Annotated in this window: 12 protein-coding genes; 9 read left to right on the forward strand and 3 right to left on the reverse strand. The window is 58.5% G+C overall.

Features of this window, described 5'->3' with window-relative positions; translation table 11 throughout:
* Nucleotides 1-23: 23 nt before the first annotated feature.
* The 8 genes from recN to GSQ82_RS00455 all read left to right on the forward strand — a co-directional run bounded on the left by recN (nucleotide 24) and on the right by GSQ82_RS00455 (nucleotide 9,697).
* Nucleotides 24-1,718, forward strand: coding sequence for a DNA repair protein RecN (recN, locus tag GSQ82_RS00420; RefSeq protein WP_158790063.1), 1,695 nt, complete (start codon nucleotides 24-26; stop codon nucleotides 1,716-1,718).
* A gap of 371 nt (nucleotides 1,719-2,089) precedes the next feature.
* Nucleotides 2,090-3,103: a 4-hydroxy-3-methylbut-2-enyl diphosphate reductase gene (locus GSQ82_RS00425; protein ID WP_158790064.1), complete on the forward strand. Its 1,014-nt coding sequence runs from the start codon at nucleotides 2,090-2,092 to the stop codon at nucleotides 3,101-3,103.
* Between the two features lie 29 nt (nucleotides 3,104-3,132).
* A complete protein-coding gene (gene shc, locus GSQ82_RS00430; RefSeq protein ID WP_158790065.1) occupies nucleotides 3,133-5,166 on the forward strand; it encodes a squalene--hopene cyclase in 2,034 nt (677 codons plus the stop codon).
* A 60-nt stretch (nucleotides 5,167-5,226) separates the two neighbouring features.
* Nucleotides 5,227-6,366 carry an adenosyl-hopene transferase HpnH gene (gene hpnH / locus GSQ82_RS00435; protein ID WP_158790066.1) on the forward strand — a complete coding sequence of 380 codons (1,140 nt, stop codon included), beginning with the start codon at nucleotides 5,227-5,229 and terminating at the stop codon, nucleotides 6,364-6,366.
* A 5-nt stretch (nucleotides 6,367-6,371) separates the two neighbouring features.
* A complete protein-coding gene (locus GSQ82_RS00440; RefSeq protein ID WP_158790067.1) occupies nucleotides 6,372-6,818 on the forward strand; it encodes a hypothetical protein in 447 nt (148 codons plus the stop codon).
* Between the two features lie 87 nt (nucleotides 6,819-6,905).
* Nucleotides 6,906-7,916: a hopanoid-associated sugar epimerase gene (gene hpnA / locus GSQ82_RS00445; RefSeq protein WP_158790068.1), complete on the forward strand. Its 1,011-nt coding sequence runs from the start codon at nucleotides 6,906-6,908 to the stop codon at nucleotides 7,914-7,916.
* Nucleotides 7,913-8,593 (forward strand): phosphorylase, encoded by a 681-nt coding sequence (locus tag GSQ82_RS00450; RefSeq protein ID WP_158790069.1) that lies wholly within the window; start codon nucleotides 7,913-7,915, stop codon nucleotides 8,591-8,593. The genes hpnA and GSQ82_RS00450 overlap by 4 nt, the downstream gene beginning before the upstream one ends.
* Before the next feature lie 3 nt (nucleotides 8,594-8,596).
* Nucleotides 8,597-9,697, forward strand: a complete 1,101-nt coding sequence (locus tag GSQ82_RS00455) for a zinc-dependent dehydrogenase (RefSeq protein WP_158790106.1) — start codon at nucleotides 8,597-8,599, stop codon at nucleotides 9,695-9,697.
* Between the two features lie 386 nt (nucleotides 9,698-10,083).
* Here the strand turns inward: GSQ82_RS00455 and GSQ82_RS00460 are convergent, their stop codons facing one another.
* The 3 genes from GSQ82_RS00460 to GSQ82_RS00470 all read right to left on the reverse strand — a co-directional run bounded on the left by GSQ82_RS00460 (nucleotide 10,084) and on the right by GSQ82_RS00470 (nucleotide 15,173).
* Nucleotides 10,084-10,542 (reverse strand): hypothetical protein, encoded by a 459-nt coding sequence (locus GSQ82_RS00460; RefSeq protein WP_158790070.1) that lies wholly within the window; start codon nucleotides 10,540-10,542, stop codon nucleotides 10,084-10,086.
* 205 nt (nucleotides 10,543-10,747) lie between these two features.
* Nucleotides 10,748-12,136 (reverse strand): sigma-54 dependent transcriptional regulator, encoded by a 1,389-nt coding sequence (locus GSQ82_RS00465; RefSeq protein WP_158790107.1) that lies wholly within the window; start codon nucleotides 12,134-12,136, stop codon nucleotides 10,748-10,750.
* Between the two features lie 52 nt (nucleotides 12,137-12,188).
* On the reverse strand, nucleotides 12,189-15,173 hold the full coding sequence (locus GSQ82_RS00470; protein WP_158790071.1) for an ATP-binding protein: 2,985 nt from the start codon (nucleotides 15,171-15,173) through the stop codon (nucleotides 12,189-12,191).
* A 378-nt stretch (nucleotides 15,174-15,551) separates the two neighbouring features.
* On the opposite strand from GSQ82_RS00470, the gene GSQ82_RS00475 reads away from it, so the two are divergent.
* On the forward strand, nucleotides 15,552-16,430 hold the full coding sequence (locus GSQ82_RS00475; RefSeq protein ID WP_158790072.1) for an alpha/beta fold hydrolase: 879 nt from the start codon (nucleotides 15,552-15,554) through the stop codon (nucleotides 16,428-16,430).
* The last annotated feature ends 187 nt before the right edge of the window (nucleotides 16,431-16,617 follow it).

Genomic DNA, 16,617 nt, shown 5'->3' on the forward strand with positions numbered 1-16,617 from the left:
ATACGTCTTTGCCTGGGGACCTTATGCTTTTGGAGTTGCGCGCGGAAAACTATGCGGTGATCGACCGTACCGTTGCTACGTTTGGGCTTGGGTTGAATCTCCTGACGGGGGAGACGGGCGCCGGAAAGTCGATTTTGATCGATGCGCTGGTGTTGCTGCTGGGTGGGAAAGCGTCTGCGGACTTTGTTCGCCATGGGGAAGAGAAGGCGGTGGTGGGGTGTGTCTTCGAGTTGACGCCGGGAGCAGCTTCGATCCTGGAGGCGAATGGCATCGACTCTGAGTCGGACCATATCCTGCTGCGTCGCGAGATTCTGGCGAGCGGCAAGGGGCGAGTCTTCATCAATAACCAGCCGGCGACCGTGGGTGTGTTACGGCAGCTTGCCCCTGAGCTGGCGCTGGTGCATTCGCAGGGAGAGACGCTGAGTTCGTTCGATCAGGCTCAACAACGGAGCCTGCTGGATCGCTTTGGCGGTTTGAGTACGGAGAGTGTGGCTGAGGCGTTTGCGGTGTGGCGAACGACTACGGACAAGTTGAACGAACTGCAGTCGGCGGAGCAGGACCGGCTTCGGATGGCGGACCTTTGGCGATTTCAGAGTAAAGAGATCGATCAGGCAGGACTGACGACGGAGGACGAGGATGTTCAGCTTGAGGCGGAGAAGCGTGTGCTGGGGAACGCCGAGAAGCTATACACCGCGGCGATGAGTGCGCATGAGTTGCTGTATGAGTCTGAGGGTGCGGCGGAGACGACCCTGGGTGCGGCGCTGAAGCATCTGGAGGAGCTGGCGCGGTACGATGCGCGGTTTCAGGAGCCGGCACAGCAGTTGAGTGCGGCGAAGGCGATTGTAGAGGACGTGGACGCCGAGGTACGGGACTTTGCGGATAATATCAACGCGGCGCCTGGGCGACTGGAGGAGATTGAAGACAGGCTGGCGGCGCTTGACCGGTTGAAGCGAAAGTATGGGCAGACGCTGGGGGATGTGATCGCGTTTGGAGCTGACGCTGCGAGACAGTTGGCCGAGGTTGAGAACCGGGATGCGCTGCTGGTTGAGTTGAAGGCCAAAGAGGCACAGGATGCGGCGGCGTATGAGGTAGTGGCAGGACAGATTACTACCGGACGGCTGGAGGCGGCGAAGCGTCTGGAGAAGCTGGCGGAGGCCCAGATCAATGACCTGGCGATGAGTACTCGCTTTCATGTTCGCGTGACGGCAGAGAAAGAAGCGCCGCACTGGACCGCACATGGGTGGGATCAGGTGGAGTGCCTGATTGCGACCAATGCCGGAGAGCCTTTGAAGCCGTTGCATGAGATCGCCTCGGGAGGCGAGATGTCGCGTGTGATGCTGGCGTTGAAGGTAACCGTCGAAGAGGCGGTATCGGGCGGGTCGGGGCGAAAGAAGAGGTCGATTCTGCCACGAACGCTGGTCTTCGATGAGATCGATATTGGCATTGGCGGTCGAGCGGCGGAGGCGGTGGGACGAAAGTTGAAGACACTCTCCAGGGGGCAGCAGGTGCTTTGTATTACGCATCTGCCTCAGATTGCTGCGTTCGGGGATCAGCACTTCCTGATCGAGAAGACAGAGAAGGGCGGACGCACCCAGACGAACGTTCGTCGGATGGAGGATGCTGAACGGACTCAGGAGATCGCGAGGATGTTGAGTGGGGCCAAGTTGACCGAGACGAGCCTGAAGCACGCGGAGCATCTTCTACAAGCCAGCCGATAACTCTCCTACACTACATCTCGCGGGATCGCCTTGGCATCCGACAGAGAGAAGTACGGAGGGAATGTTATGTCGAATGATTCCAAGAAGTGCGCGATGGATGGATGTGTCTGTATGGCGCCTGCGGGCGAGAAGTATTGTTCCGCGTATTGTGAGACGGCAAAGGGTGAGACCAAACTGGAGTGCGATTGCGGACATCCTGCGTGTGCCGGGCAGAAGCTCTAACAGGATCACTACTTGTTTAGGCGATGCAGCTTAGCCTCAAAAGTTCTACTTATTTCGGAACTTTTGGGGCTTTCCTCGTTTGTAGAGATGCACCTCGAATGGTTCAATTTGGGTTACGGTTTGAAGGTAGACGCGGTATACTGGAAGGCGTGACTACTACCACCCTTGACCATGCTGCAATAGACCAGAGCGGCACTAAAACGAAAACTAAGCGGGTTCTCCTTCTAAAGCCTCGCGGCTTCTGTGCAGGCGTTGTGCGTGCTATTGATATCGTGCAGATTGCGCTGGAGACCTTTGGTGCGCCGATCTATGTGCGCAAGGAGATCGTGCATAACAGCTATGTCGTAACTGACCTGGCGAAAAAAGGCGCGATCTTTGTCAACGAGTTGGATGAGGTTCCTGAAGGAGCACGGGTTATCTACTCTGCGCATGGGGTTTCTCCGGCTGTGCGCGATCGGGCGAAGGAGCGTGGGTTGAAGGTGATCGATGCGACATGCCCGCTAGTTACCAAGGTGCATGTCGAGGCGATTAAGTTTGCAAAGCAGGGATATTCGCTCGTGCTGATCGGCCATCGCGACCATGATGAGATTGAAGGAACGCAGGGCGAGGCGCCGGATGTGACCCAGGTTGTATCGACAGTACAGGAGGTTGCGGATCTGGTGGTGCCAGACCCCAATCGCGTCGCTTATCTGACGCAGACGACTCTGTCGCTGGACGAGGCGCGGGACATGATTCAGGCGCTCAAGAACAAGTTTCCGAACATCGTTGGACCGCACTCGCAGGACATCTGCTATGCGACGGAGAACCGCCAGGTCGCGGTGAAGAATGTTGCGCACGGAGCCGATCTTGTTCTGGTGGTCGGTTCGACGAATAGCTCGAACTCCAACCGTCTCGTCGAGGTTTCGAAGAATCTTGATACGAACTCTTACCTGATCGACACAGCGGATGCTATCCGACCAGAGTGGCTGGACGGAGTCGACACGGTAGCGGTAACGGCGGGCGCATCGGCTCCCGAGGTGCTGGTAAAGGACGTTGTCGAATACCTGCAGACGATGGGCTATGGCTCAGTAGACGAGGTGGAAGTGATGCCTGAGAATGTTCGCTTCGGTTTGCCGCCCGAGATTGTTCAGGCCATTGCATCGGCACCACCTGTTTCTAGATAACGGAAGACGCAGATAGAGAGTTTGTTTTCATGGGTACATTTTCAAGTAATCCGAATGGCGTTAAGCAGTCGGCGCAACCACGCTTTGGACGGATGGATCTGAGCCTGGAGCATGTCGCTGAAGGCATAGAGCGCGCGAAGGATTGGCTACTGAGCCTGCAGCATCCGGATGGATACTGGTGTGGAGAACTGGAAGCGGACAGCATGCTCGAATCCGACTACATCTTCATGCATGTTCTTCTGGGTACAGGCGACCGAGGCCGGATGGAACGGGCGGTCAATGAGATTCTTCGCCATCAGAACGAAGATGGCGGTTGGAGTATCTACCCGAACGGGCCTTCGAATATCTCGCTTGGGGTGAAGGCTTACTTTGCGTTGAAGTTGATGGGATGGTCGCCTGACCATCCCGTTCTCGTGAAGGCGCGTACCTGGATTCTTGCAAATGGTGGCGTGACCGAGGTCAATACCTTCACTAAGATCTACCTTTGTTTCATGGGACAGTATGAGTACGACGCGGTTCCCGCTGTGCCGCCTGAGCTCATCTTGTTTCCGAATTGGTGGTACTTCAATATCTATGAGATTTCGGCCTGGTCTCGTGCCATCGTTGTGCCGCTGTCGATCGCTTACGCGAAGAAGCCGTTCAAGAAGATCTCTCAGGAGCAGGGAATTGACGAGCTCTTCGTGGGTGGTCGTGCAAACGCAGATCTCCATCTGAAGTGGGATAAGAAGAAGATCTTTGGCTGGAGAAATATCTTTCTTGCGGCCGATCGTATCTTCCATTGGGCAGAACGTGTTCATATCCGTCCACTCCGCAAAGCAGCGCTGAAAAAGGCTGAGAAGTGGATGTTGGAGCGGTTTGAGAAATCAGATGGCCTCGGAGCGATTTACCCGGCCATGCTGAACGCTTTGATTGCGTTGGCGTGCCTCGGCTATACGTCGGACGACCCTCAGTTCATTCGCGCGATGGATGAGTTCGAAAAGCTTGGGATTGATAATCCGGAGGGTGAGCCTCACTATCCGACACCGACATTCCGCATGCAGCCCTGCGTCTCTCCCGTGTGGGATACCGCACAGGCGGTGTATGCATTGGGCGAGGCGGGTATCGCGAAGAACGATCCGCGCATGGTCAAAGCAGCGGATTGGCTTATGTCGAAGGAGGTTCGCAATAAGGGTGACTGGGCGATGAATATGCCTAATGTCCAGCCTGGCGGATGGTACTTCGAGTTTAACAATGAATTCTATCCGGATGTAGATGATTCCGCGCAGGTTCTGCTTGCGCTGAACTGCGTTACCCATCCGCGGGAGCGCAACCAGCACGACGTGTCGCAGCGAGCGCTGGAGTGGATCTTTGCAATGCAGTGCAGGAATGGTGGCTGGGCGAGCTTCGATAAAGACAATACGAAGATGATCTTCCAGTACATTCCCTTTGCAGACCATAATGCGATGCTGGATCCGCCGACGGTTGATATTACCGGCCGCATTCTGGAAATGCTCGCCAACTATGGATACACCCGGCGCGACAAGCGGGTGGAGAAGGCCATTCAGTTTGTTCTCGACGAGCAGGAGACCGACGGGAGTTGGTTTGGGCGCTGGGGAGTCAACTACCTGTATGGGACATTCCTGGTATTGCGTGGATTAGAGGCGATTGGCGTGTGGAATCACGAGCCTCCGGTTCAGCAGGCGGCGGAGTGGATTCGCATGATGCAGAACGCGGACGGCGGTTGGGGCGAGACTTGCACCAGCTATGACGATCCGACGCTACGAGGGATTGGACCGAGCACACCATCGCAGACTGCGTGGGCAGTTCTTGGACTGCTTGCTGCTGGAGATACACGAAGCGACTCGGTAGCCAAGGGTATCCGCTGGCTGGTGTCGAAGCAGACGGAGACCGGGACCTGGGACGAATCTGCGGCAGGCCGCAACAATGAAGCGATCTATACCGGTACGGGTTTTCCGCGCGTGTTTTATCTTGCTTACCACCTGTACCGTGACTACTTCCCGCTGCTTGCGTTAACGACGTACAAGCGCGCCATGGAAAAGGAAGCGGCAGCAACCGCAGCGTAGTTCAGTAACTTTCAGTAAAGCGCGATGGCTGCGCAAACTTTTTGATGGAGGAGACACCGGATGGCAGTGCCAGTCTCGCAAGCTTGGACGGTTGCAACTTATGTTTTGAAGCAGAAGCTCATGGGCCGGAAGAGGTATCCGCTCGTGCTGATGCTGGAGCCATTGTTCCGCTGCAATCTGGCGTGTGCCGGCTGCGGGAAGATCCAGTATCCTGCCCACATTCTGAAGACGGATCTGTCGCCCGAAGAGTGCTTCAAAGCAGTCGAAGAGTGCGGCACGCCTATGGTCTCGATTCCTGGTGGAGAGCCCCTGCTTCATCCCCAGATGCCAGAGATTGTCGCCGGCCTAGTAGCGCGCAAGAAGTACGTCTACATGTGCACTAACGCTCTTTTGCTGAAAGAGAAGCTGCACCTGTTCAAGCCGAGCAAGTATCTTTCGTTCTCTGTCCATGTTGACGGTCAGCGCGAGCATCATGACTTTTCCGTCTGCCGCGAGGGCGGCTATGACATCGCGATGGAAGGTGTTCGTGCCGCGGTTGCGGCTGGCTTTCGCGTAACCACGAACACCACCTTGTTCGACGGTGCGGATCCGAACTCGGTGCGCGCGCACTTTGATGAGTTGATGGAAGTGGGTGTGGAGAGCATGATGGTCTCTCCCGGCTACACCTACGACAAGGCGCCGGATCAGAATCATTTTCTGGGCAAGGCAAAGTCTCGCAGAATGTTTCGCGCGATTCTCTCCAACCGCAAGAAGACCTGGCGCTTCAACACGCATCCACTGTTCTCGGAATTTCTGATGGGCAAGCAGAACTTCGAATGCACACCGTGGGGCATGCCGACGTTTTCGATCTTTGGCTGGCAGAAGCCGTGCTATCTGCTGCAGGATGGCTACGCCGACACGTTCAAGGAACTGATGGAGACGACGGAGTGGCAGAATTACGGCGCAAAGAGCGGCAATCCGCAGTGCGCGAACTGCATGGTGCACTCTGGACACGAAGCTTCCGCGGTGGACTATAACTTCAGTTCGCTAAAAGGCTTCTTGATTACGGCGTCGAAGTATGTGTTCCCTTCAACGTATCCGGATGAGGGCGCGCAGAAGCTGTTGAACGAATGGCGGCCAGAGCACACCGGTCCGCTGGTTCAGATTCAATCCCCGTCCGCTGCGACCAACAGCGAACTGCAGTCGGTTTCAGGAGATTAGGCGTTATGGCGACAGAGCAACAGGAGCACCTAAAGATCGAACAGCTGCGGCACCAAAGTGCGGATGAGCTAGATCATATCGAAGGCCGCGAGCGGGAGAACCTTGAGGGCTGGGTTCCGGCGCTGGCCACAGACGCGGAGGTTCGTGAGGCGCTCGAGAAGGCCTTTGACTATCGCGGCGATATCACGATCACGCGGAAGGACGGATCGCAGATCACCGGCTATCTCTTTGATCGCCGTTCCGGTTCATCACTCGTAGATTCCTTCGTCCGCATCATTCCATCGAATGCACCGACGAAGGTGAACGTCGCCTACTCAGATATTGCTGCGCTTGCATTCAGCGGCAGAGACACAGCTGCGGGTAAGACCTTCGAGGCCTGGGTAAAGAAGTACTGGGACAAGAAGGCAGCAGGCGAGAAGAATATTCAGATTGAACCCGAGAAGCTGGACTAAAACTGGACTTAGATGGATCTCGCAGAGTAGCTTTAGCGGGCCATCGATTTAAGTACAATCGCGGGATGGGTGGGGAAAGAGCAAGCAGTGCGCGTATTTATTACGGGAGCGACGGGCTTCGTGGGGGGCCACGTTGCGAAGGCTTATGCGGCAGAGGGCGCGAGTCTTCGGCTCTTGACGCGGCAGACAAGCCGGTTGGACTCGCTTGCAGGTGTCGATGCCGAGATGGTGACCGGGGATCTGCGTGAGCCGGAGAAGCTGAGGTCGGCACTGACGGGATGCGATGCGCTGGTTCACGTTGCAGCGGACTATCGTCTTTGGGTGCGCGATCCGGACCAGATGTATGCGGCAAATGTGGCTGGAACGCGAGAGCTGCTGAAGCTGGCTCGTGAGGTCGGCGTGCAGCGAGTGGTGTATACGTCGAGCGTTGCGACGATGGGCTTCAAGGCGGACGGCTCTATCGTGAATGAGGACTCTCCGGTGGCGCTTGGAGAGATGATTGGTCATTACAAACGATCGAAGTTTCTTGGAGAGGTGGAAGCGATACAGGCTGCCAAAGCGGGCCAGCATGTGATGATTCTGAATCCGACGACACCAATCGGCGCGGGAGATGCGAAGCCTACGCCAACGGGCCGGATCATCGTTGACTTTCTGAACAAGAAGTTTCCTGCGTATGTTGATACCGGATTGAACCTTGTCGATGTGGATGAGGTTGCTCGTATGCATGTTGTGGCGCTTGAGCGCGGGACTCCCGGAGAAAGGTACATTCTGGGGGGAGAGAATCTGACACTGAAGCAGATTCTCGACCGCATGTCGACGATTACTGGTCTGCCGTCGCCTACGATGAAGGTGCCTCATAGCGTGGCGATGGCGTTTGCGTTCTTCGATGAGACCATTACCGGTAAGCTGCTGGGTAAGGAACCTCGCGCGACGGTGGAGGCTGTGCGGATGGGTAAGAAGATGATGTTCGCTTCTTCGCTGAAGGCAGAGCGTGAGCTTGGCTTTCGTGTGCTGCCGGTTTACCACTCGATGCGGGCGGCGATTGATTGGTTTGTCACACACGGTTATGCGCCTGCCTTCGATGCGCGCCAGTCATGAGAGAGTGCCCGGCTATCATTGCGGCTTTGCCGAGAGAGGTGGAGCACCTGGTTCGCGGCTGGCAGGTGCAGAAGCTTCCGGGCAGGGTCACGGTGTATACGAATGATTTTGCGGTTACCGTCTGTGCCGGCATGGGGGCTGCGCGGGCGTCGCTGGCGGTGCAGGCGGCTCTGTCGGTAAGGCAGGTTACGGCGTTGGTTTCGGTGGGTTTGGCTGGGGCTTGTGATCCTGGGCTTCGGGGGGGGGATATTGTGCGTGCGGGTGTGGTGATCGATTCCCAGTCGGGCGAGCGCTTTATGGACTCGCGGTACAAACAGGTGCTGGTAAGCGCACCTGTGATTGCCAGTGTTCAGGAGAAGCGGCGGTTGTATGCGTCGTACTCCGCCAGCGCGGTGGACATGGAGGCTGCGACTGTCGCTCGCATGGCGGAAGCGCATGGTCTGCAGTTTCAGGCGATCAAGGCGATCTCGGATGATGCTTCGTTTGAGCTTGAGGAGCTTGGCCGCTTTGCTACGCACGATGGACAGTTTCGAGAGGCGGCGTTCGCAATGTACTCGGTTGCGCGTCCTCGTCTTTGGGGGAAGTTGGTTGGGCTTGCAGGAAATAGCAAGGCTGCGGTGCAGGCTTTGACGGCGGAGTTGGAGACGCAGATAAACTGGTACAGACAGAGAGATTAAATGATGCAGACCGAAGAAGTGCGGGGAGTTGAGGCAGTGCAGCGTGTTCCGGCGACGATGCGGGCGGCGGTGTACCGGGGCGTCGACGATGTTCGGGTGGAGACGGTTGCGGTTCCGGAGATCGGGGCGGGTGAAGTCCTGGTGAAGATTCATACCTGCGGGATCTGCGGGACCGATTTGAAGAAGATTCATACGGGATCGCACGATGCGCCTCGCGTCTTCGGGCATGAGATGGCTGGGACAATTGTGCGGGTGGGTGATGGAGTAGAGGGCTTTGCGGTGGGCGACCGGGTGATGGCGTACCACCATATTCCTTGCGGCGAGTGCTACTACTGCAGGAAGAAGACATTCGCGCAGTGCGAGGTTTATAAGAAGGTTGGGTGTACGGCGGGGTTCGCTCCTTCGGGTGGTGGATTTGCGGAGTACATCCGGGTGATGGACTGGATTGTGCAGCGCGGCCTGGTGAAGATTCCGGATGAGATTCCGTTCGAGCAGGCGGCGTTTCTCGAGCCGGTGAATACTTGTTACAAGGCGGTTCAGTTGCTCGATCTTCAGCCGGATGAAACGGTGTTGGTGATTGGGCAGGGGCCGATTGGGGTGCTGCTGGCGGCGCTGGCTCGGAAGACCGGGGCTACGGTGTTGACGAGCGATCTTTATCCAGAGCGACATGCGATTGCGGCTAAGTTTGGGCTTGACCGTCCGCTGGATGCGCGGGGGGATGTGGTGGCGGCGGCGAAGGCTGCGACCGAGGGGCGAGGGGCCGATGTTGCGCTGGTCGCGGTGGGAAGCGATGCGCTGATCCGGGTGGCGATGGATGCGGTGCGGCCGGGTGGGCGCGTGATGCTGTTTGCTTCGACGCAGCATGGTGAGGCTCCCTTCGATCCGGCGGCGGTTTGTATGGACGAGAAGACGTTGATGGGGTCGTACAGTGCTTCGGTGGCGATTCAGGATGATGTGACTCGGCTGGTGTTTGAGGGATATCGGGATGGCTTCGATCTGACCAACCTGATCTCGCATCGGTTTTCGCTGGAGGATGCGGTTGCGGCTATCGATCTGGCGTCGCATCCGCAGGCGGATTCGATGAAGATCGTGATTCAGCCTTAGGGTTATCCGTTCCGCGCAAGTACCCCTCCCACCTACCTATATGGTGCAAAGTCTTGTATCTATTAGGTTTAGCTTCGGACTTTGAGGGCAAACTATTCATTATAAAGGGGTCACTTTTGCAAAGTATTCATTATTCAATGTTTAGTAGATAACGCTTTAAACAGAAGAGCCCCAGCTACCAGCTGGGGCTCTTCTGTTTGTTCTATATACAGTATAACTCTACGGTGGAAACTAATGCGTATCTCGGATACTACTGAGTTGGAATGAGATAGATGGATCGTATAGTTGACAGGATTTTTTGTGCTGGCCTCGGCCAATCTTCCACAGATAGAGGCCCGCTAGTTAGAGCGGACCTCTATCTGTGGAAGACGACCTCTTAACTACTTCTAGCGATGACCGCCGCCACCGTGGGCACCACCGCCGCCAGGTCCGCCGTGGCCCGAAAATCCGGCGCTGTGTTCGCCGCCTGGATCGTGGCCTGCGTTGCCTACGTGGCCCTGACCATCCCGAGCTTCGTTACCCTGGAAGTGGCTGAAGGGCTGTGCTCCGCGTCCCGGCATGGGTCCTGCGTAACCGTGGTGAGGATCGTAGCGGTTATCGACGTGGCCATAGAAGCCGTGCGGGCCGTGGAACCACGGACCTGCTCCGATGAATAGGCCGCCAGTAAACCAGTCCGGCCCGTAGTAGCCGTAGGGAGCGCAGTCGTACGGGGCGTAGTCAAAGTATCCATAAGGGCACGCCGGTGCTGCTCCGATACTGACGGCTATCTGAGCGGGTGCCACGGACACGCTGCTCACCAGTGCCACAGTGAGAACAGAGAAAGCAAACCACTTCCATCGGGACATAGAGATCTCCTTGATTCTGTTAGTTAGAGGACCAAGGAGAGCTGGGAGTTGTTTGTTTGGAGTGATTTGGTTGGATCGTTATGGGAGGGAAGTTCCCAATCGGGCTAAGCCATCTTTCTGCGAGGCTGCGTGAGAAGACAACAGCAGATCCCTGCGGGGATGACAAGTAATTGGGCAAAAAAGGAGTACGCACAAGGAGAGGGATTCAGTCGCGGGTGCGTTTTTTGACTTCGACGCTGAGGCGTTTGATCTTCTGGTTGAGTGTGGAGAGGGGGATCTTGAAGTACTCGGCGGCTTCGGTCTGGTTCCAGTGGCAGCGCTCGAGGCGGTCGGAGATGATGCGGCGCTCGATCTCTTCCATTAGGTCGAAGAGGCTGGCGTTGGGCTGGTGGTCGAGCAGGCTGGCCGAGTAGGTGCTGCCGGTGAGCTGGGTGGGAAGCAGGTCGGGCGTGATGGTGCCGGAGGTGGAGAGGACGACGCCGCGCTCCATGGCGTTTTCGAGCTCGCGGACGTTACCGGGCCACTCGTAGTCCATCATGATGCGCATGGCTTCGGGCGAGAGGGCGCGGTCGCTGGTGCCGTTCTCTTCGGCGTAGAACTTGAGGAAGTGGGCGGCGAGCAGGGGGACGTCCTGGCGGCGGGAGCGGAGGGGCGGGAGTTCGAGGCTGATGACGTTGAGGCGATAGAAGAGGTCTTCGCGGAAGCGGCCTTCGCGGACGGCGTCCTGGAGGTTGACGTTGGTGGCGGCGATGATGCGGACGTCGACCTGAATCTCCTGTACGCCGCCGAGGTGCATGAAGCGGCGGTCCTGAAGGACGCGAAGGATCTTGGCCTGCATGTCCATGCCCATGGTGCCGATCTCGTCGAGGAAGAGTGTGCCGCCGTTGGCGACTTCGAAGAGGCCTTTTTTGGCGGTGACGGCGGAGGTGAAGGCGCCGCGGACGTGGCCAAAGAGGGTGGATTCGAGCAGCTCTGAGGGGACGGCGCCGGTATTGACGGGGACGAAGGGACGGTCGCGACGGGGCGAGTTGGCGTGGAGGGCTTTGGCGATGAGTTCTTTGCCGGTGCCGCTTTCTCCTTGAATGAGGACGGTGGAACGGCTGGGAGCGACCTGGGCTACGAGGTCGAAGAGGCGCAGCATGGGTTCGCTTTTGCCGACGATGTTCTCGAAGTTGTAGCGCTGCTTGAGGGTGCGTTTGAGCTGGACGACTTCTTCTTCGGCGCGATGGCGGGCGACGGCGGCGCGGATGTCTGCGAGAAGTTTTTCGTTGTCCCAAGGCTTCTGGACGAAGTTTTCGGCGCCGGCGCGGATGGCGTCCACCACGTTGCCCACGGTGCCGAAGGCGGTGATCATGATGACGGGAAGGTTGGGCTGCATCTCGACGATGCGGGGCAGGAGTTCCATGCCACTCTCGCCAGGGAGGGCGAGGTCGAGGAGGAGAAGGTCGTACTCGTTGGTGGCGAGAAGATCCATGCCGGAGGGGCCGTCGGCGGCCATGCTGATAGTGAAGCCTTCGAGGGTGAGGAGGGTTTCGAGCGATTCGCGGATGGCGGCTTCGTCGTCGATGATGAGGATGCGAGGATCGCCGACCATGCGGGCGGGGCGCTGGAGATGATGCGGTTGTTCGACGGTGGCTGCGGGTGTTTCAGACATGAAGCGTCTTTCTTTCGGCATCTTCGGCCGCGGTGCGGGAGGCGGTGGGAGGATCGGCGATCAGCGCGGGGCGAGTTCCTGAAGAGGGGAACTCAAGCTGGAAGGCGGTGCCGACGCCGGGCTCGCTTTCGACGTGGATCTTGCCGGCATGCTCCTGCATGATGCCGTAGCTGACGGCGAGGCCGAGGCCGGTGCCTTTGTGCTCGCCCTCCTGCGGCTTGGTCTTGGTGGTGAAGAATGGGTCGTAGATGCGATGGAGATGCTCGCGCTCGATGCCGCTGCCTGAGTCCTGAATGCGGACGAGGACGCGGCCGGAGCCGTTGAAGGTGGCGATCTTGAGGGTGGCGTTGGGGAGGCCGAACATGGCGTCCTTGGCGTTGAGCATGAGATTGAGGATGACCTGCTGGAGCTTGCCCTGGTTGCCGTGGATACGGGCGAGATGCGGATCGAAGTTGGTTTCGACGCGGATCTGCGAGGTCTTGAACTGATGCTCGAGGAGGGTGACGGTGTCGCGGAGCAGGGCGTTGAGGTCGAGCGGGGTGAACTCGGTGCCGCTGGTGCGGGAGAAGTTGAGCAGGCCGTTGACGATCTCGGAGGCGCGGAAGGTCTGCTGGGTGATCTTTTCGAGGACCGGGGCGAGGCGCTCGTCGTCGCGCATGTGCTTGGTGAGCATCTGGGTATAGCTGGAGATGACGGCGAGGGGAGTGTTGACCTCGTGGGCGACGCCGGCGGCGAGGAGGCCGATGGAGGAGAGTTTTTCTGCCTGGGTGAGCTGGGCTTCGAGGTGGATGCGGTCGGTGATGTCGTCGACCAGGATGATGCGGCCTACGGCGATGAGGTCGCGGGTGACGAGCGGGGCGATGGCGATGTTGGCGATGCGGGCCTGGCCGTTGGGGAGGGTGAGGCGGAACTTGTAGAGGGTGTGGGTGCCCTGTTCGTTGCGCACGGAGTTGAAGCGGGAGACGAAGTCCGCGGGCAGGATGGCGGAGAGCGGCTGGTGGAGGACTTCGCCGCGAGGCCTGGAGTACATGCCCTCCATCTGGGTGTTCCAGCTCTCGATGCGGTCTTCGAGGTCTACGGCGAAGACGCCGATGTTGATGGACTCGACGATGTTCTCGTGGAACTCCTTGAGGCTCTCGAACTCGGTGATTTTTTGTTCGAGGCGGCGGTAGAGCTGGGCGTTCTGGATGGCGATGCCGATATAGCCGGCGAGGGATTCGAGCAGCTCCATATCTTCGCTGGAGAGGAAGTCGCCGTCGTCGGTGCGGCCGAGGCCGATGACGGCGACGGTGCGGGTGCCTCCGCCTTCGCGGTTGGCGACGCGGCAGGGGAGGTAGTAGTTGAGGTCGAGGCGGCCGGCGCTGTGACGCTGGGCTTCGGGAAGGCGAAGGACCTGCTGGGGGTTCTCGAGGAAGATGTGGTTGTTGGCGTCGGGGCGGTCGAAGTCGAGGAAGCGGACGTCGAGGGCGCGGAGGTCGGCGGACTGGAGGTTGGTGAGGCCGTGGGAGGCGGCGAGATCGAAGTGGCGTGCGCTGGAGTGGGCTTCGCCTTCGGAGGCGAGGAAGACGGCGACGCGGGTGACGAGGAGGGTCTGGGGGAGACGCTCGACGATGGAGTCGAGGAGGGCGCGGAGGTCGGTCTGGGAGTTGATGCCGCGGCCGAACTCGACGAGTGTCTCGCGGTAGTCGAAGCGCTTCTGGTCGAAGACGCGGTCTACGCGGGCCTGGATGGCGCGCTTGAGCGGCTCGAAGACGATGCCGGTGATGATGATGCCGGCCATGAGGCCGTAGATGCGAAGGCCGGGCAGGCGGGTGTGGACGAGCTCCGCGGTGACGGCGACGATGCCGAAGTAGAGGCCGACGAGCGAGGCGGTGGCGAGGGTGTAGGTGACGCCGCGCTTGAAGATGAGGTCGACGTCCATGAGGCGGTAGCGGACGATAGCCCAGCTGAAGGTGAGCGGGATGATGACGAGCGAGAGTCCGGCCAGCCGGGTGAGGTAGGTGGGGACGTACCAGTCGGCGAGGTAGGGGATGACGTTGAGCAGGGTGAAGGGAATGACCGCGATGAGGGTGCCGCGGGTGAGCCACTTGAGCTGCTGGCGCTCGAGGGCGGACTCTGCCCAGCGGTAGCGGAGACGGAAGACGATGGCGGCGATGACGTAGTAGAGGGCCAGGTAGCCGAGGTCGATCTGGTCGAGACGGTGGAGCAGGACTTCGGTGGCCGACCAGAAGTGGATGGCGGTGTACTGCAGGCCGATGAGGAAGATTCCCGGGATGTAGAGGAGGCCGCTGAGGAGGCGTCGGCCTAGGCGGTTGCGCTGGTGGGAGGCGAAGTTATCCGAGAAGCTGACGGCAAAGTGGAGGAAAAGGGCTGGCTGGAGGGCCTGCGCGCCCATGTTGCCCCAGTAGATGAACCAGTCGAAGGTGCCTGGCTGGCCGGTCGCTCGGAAGCTATAGAGGACGAACGAGGCGAGGCAGAAGATGTAAAAGTGGATGGACTTGGGCGCGGTCCAGCGTCGGAAGAGGACGTAGATGCCGATGCAGAGGTAGACGAGCGCGATGAAACGGAAGCCCTGGTTGATGGAGCGATCTTTGGGCTCCAGGATGACCTGAATGTCGAGGCGGGTAGCTCCGTTGAGGTCGATGGAGTGGGGAACGGGGCGGAGGATGGAGTAGGTGGCGTGGGCCCAGATGCCGCTGCGGAACATCTCCCGGGTGAGAGGGGCTACGCGGGGGGTGGGCTGGTCGTCTATGCTGACGAGGATGTCGCCGGTGCGGATGCCGGCGCGGTGGCCGGGGGAGTCTGCGGGGACGCGTTCGGCTCGGAGGCCACCCGAGGCTTCAATCCACCAGATACCGTCGGTCGGGACGTCGAAGCTGTTTTCCTGCTGAAAGTTAAAAGCTGCGAGAACGCATGCCGCAACCGTGGCTAAGGCAAGGACGATGGCCAAGACACGGGTTTGAACGGCATTCTTCATGGGGAGAAGTGCATTAGGTTATTAGCTTAACGTTAAGCATCTGGACAACCAAACCCAAAATGGGCCTGAATGCACCAATTCGAGGTCAATTTGGTGTTTCTTTATACAGAAAATCATATCCCATTCCGCAATTTTACGAGTGAGGATAAGTTAACCGTACGGAACTTCAGGTGATTCGGTTCGAAGTTGCGTCGTTTCGTGGCGTGAATCATGTTGGCGATGCAGATTTCTCGGAGAGAGAATCAACGGTTTCTACGATCCACGTATTTATTTTGAATTTTATTTTTTTTATTCTTTTCATGATTCTGTAACATAAAAATCTGGCTATGGTTCGGGAATTGCGCGGGACCGTAGCTAAATCAGAAGAGGTGGCAGCAGGTGAACGGACGTACTGAGATCGAAGAGGCTTACGTGTTGGTGGACGGGGTGAAGGTCCATTACGAGCGCGCCGGTTCGGGTCGTCCTCTGATTCTGCTGCACGGTTTAGTAGGTTCGGCGCGGAACTGGCGGCGCAATATCGATTTCCTCTCTCGTGATTCGAGCGTGTACGCTCTCGATCTTTGCAATATGGGTGAGTCGGAGCGGGTTCCGGGGCTGGATGCTGGGCTTGCGGCGACGGCTGACCGACTGGCCGCCTACATGGATGCGCTGGAGATTCCTGAAGCAGATATCGCGGCGCACTCTCATGGCGGTGCGGTGGCGATGATGTTGGCGGCGCGGCATCCGGACAGGGCGCGGAGCTTGATTCTGTTTGCTCCGGCAAATCCGTTCTGCGATCTTGGGCATCAGTTGATCCGGTTCTATCAGACTCGCTTCGGGGTGTGGTTTGCGCGGAAGATTCCGGCGTTGCCACGACGACTGAAGGCGACGGCGTTGAGCAGGATGTATGGCGATCCTTCGCGGGTGTATGAGGGTGCTCTCGAGGGCTATATCGAGGGGCTGCATATTCCGGGGACGATGGACCACGTGATGCAGATTGTGCAGCGCTGGTTTGTGGATATGGGGCTGCTGCGTTCGGCGTTGAGCGAGCTGGCGGCGAAGCCTACGCTGCTGATCTGGGGCGATCGCGATCGGGCTGTGGGGTTGCCGTCGGGACGTGAGTTGCAGAAGATGTTGACACAGTCGAGGCTGATGGTGCTTCAGGGCGTCGGGCATATTGCGTTTGAAGAGATGCCGGAGATCTGCAACCAGGCGATGAGGGAGTGGCTGTCGAATCCTGTGTTGGCTGATCTGAAAATGCCAATTAAAGCGGCTTAAAAGATTAAACAGATAGGTCCTGCCGGACGGGCCTACTGCTCGTGGGGAGGTCACTTCGTGACTTGTATACCTGTCGTGGCAGGATCATCTTCTATGAGCCTTGCGTTGCTCGGCAATGATCATTCCGACCAGCGGGAGGACCTTTGCTGATGATGACTGCGTGACCGGTATACGCGTCACGAAGTGA

The organism is Granulicella sp. L60 (genome assembly GCF_009765825.1).
Lineage (GTDB): Bacteria > Acidobacteriota > Terriglobia > Terriglobales > Acidobacteriaceae > Edaphobacter.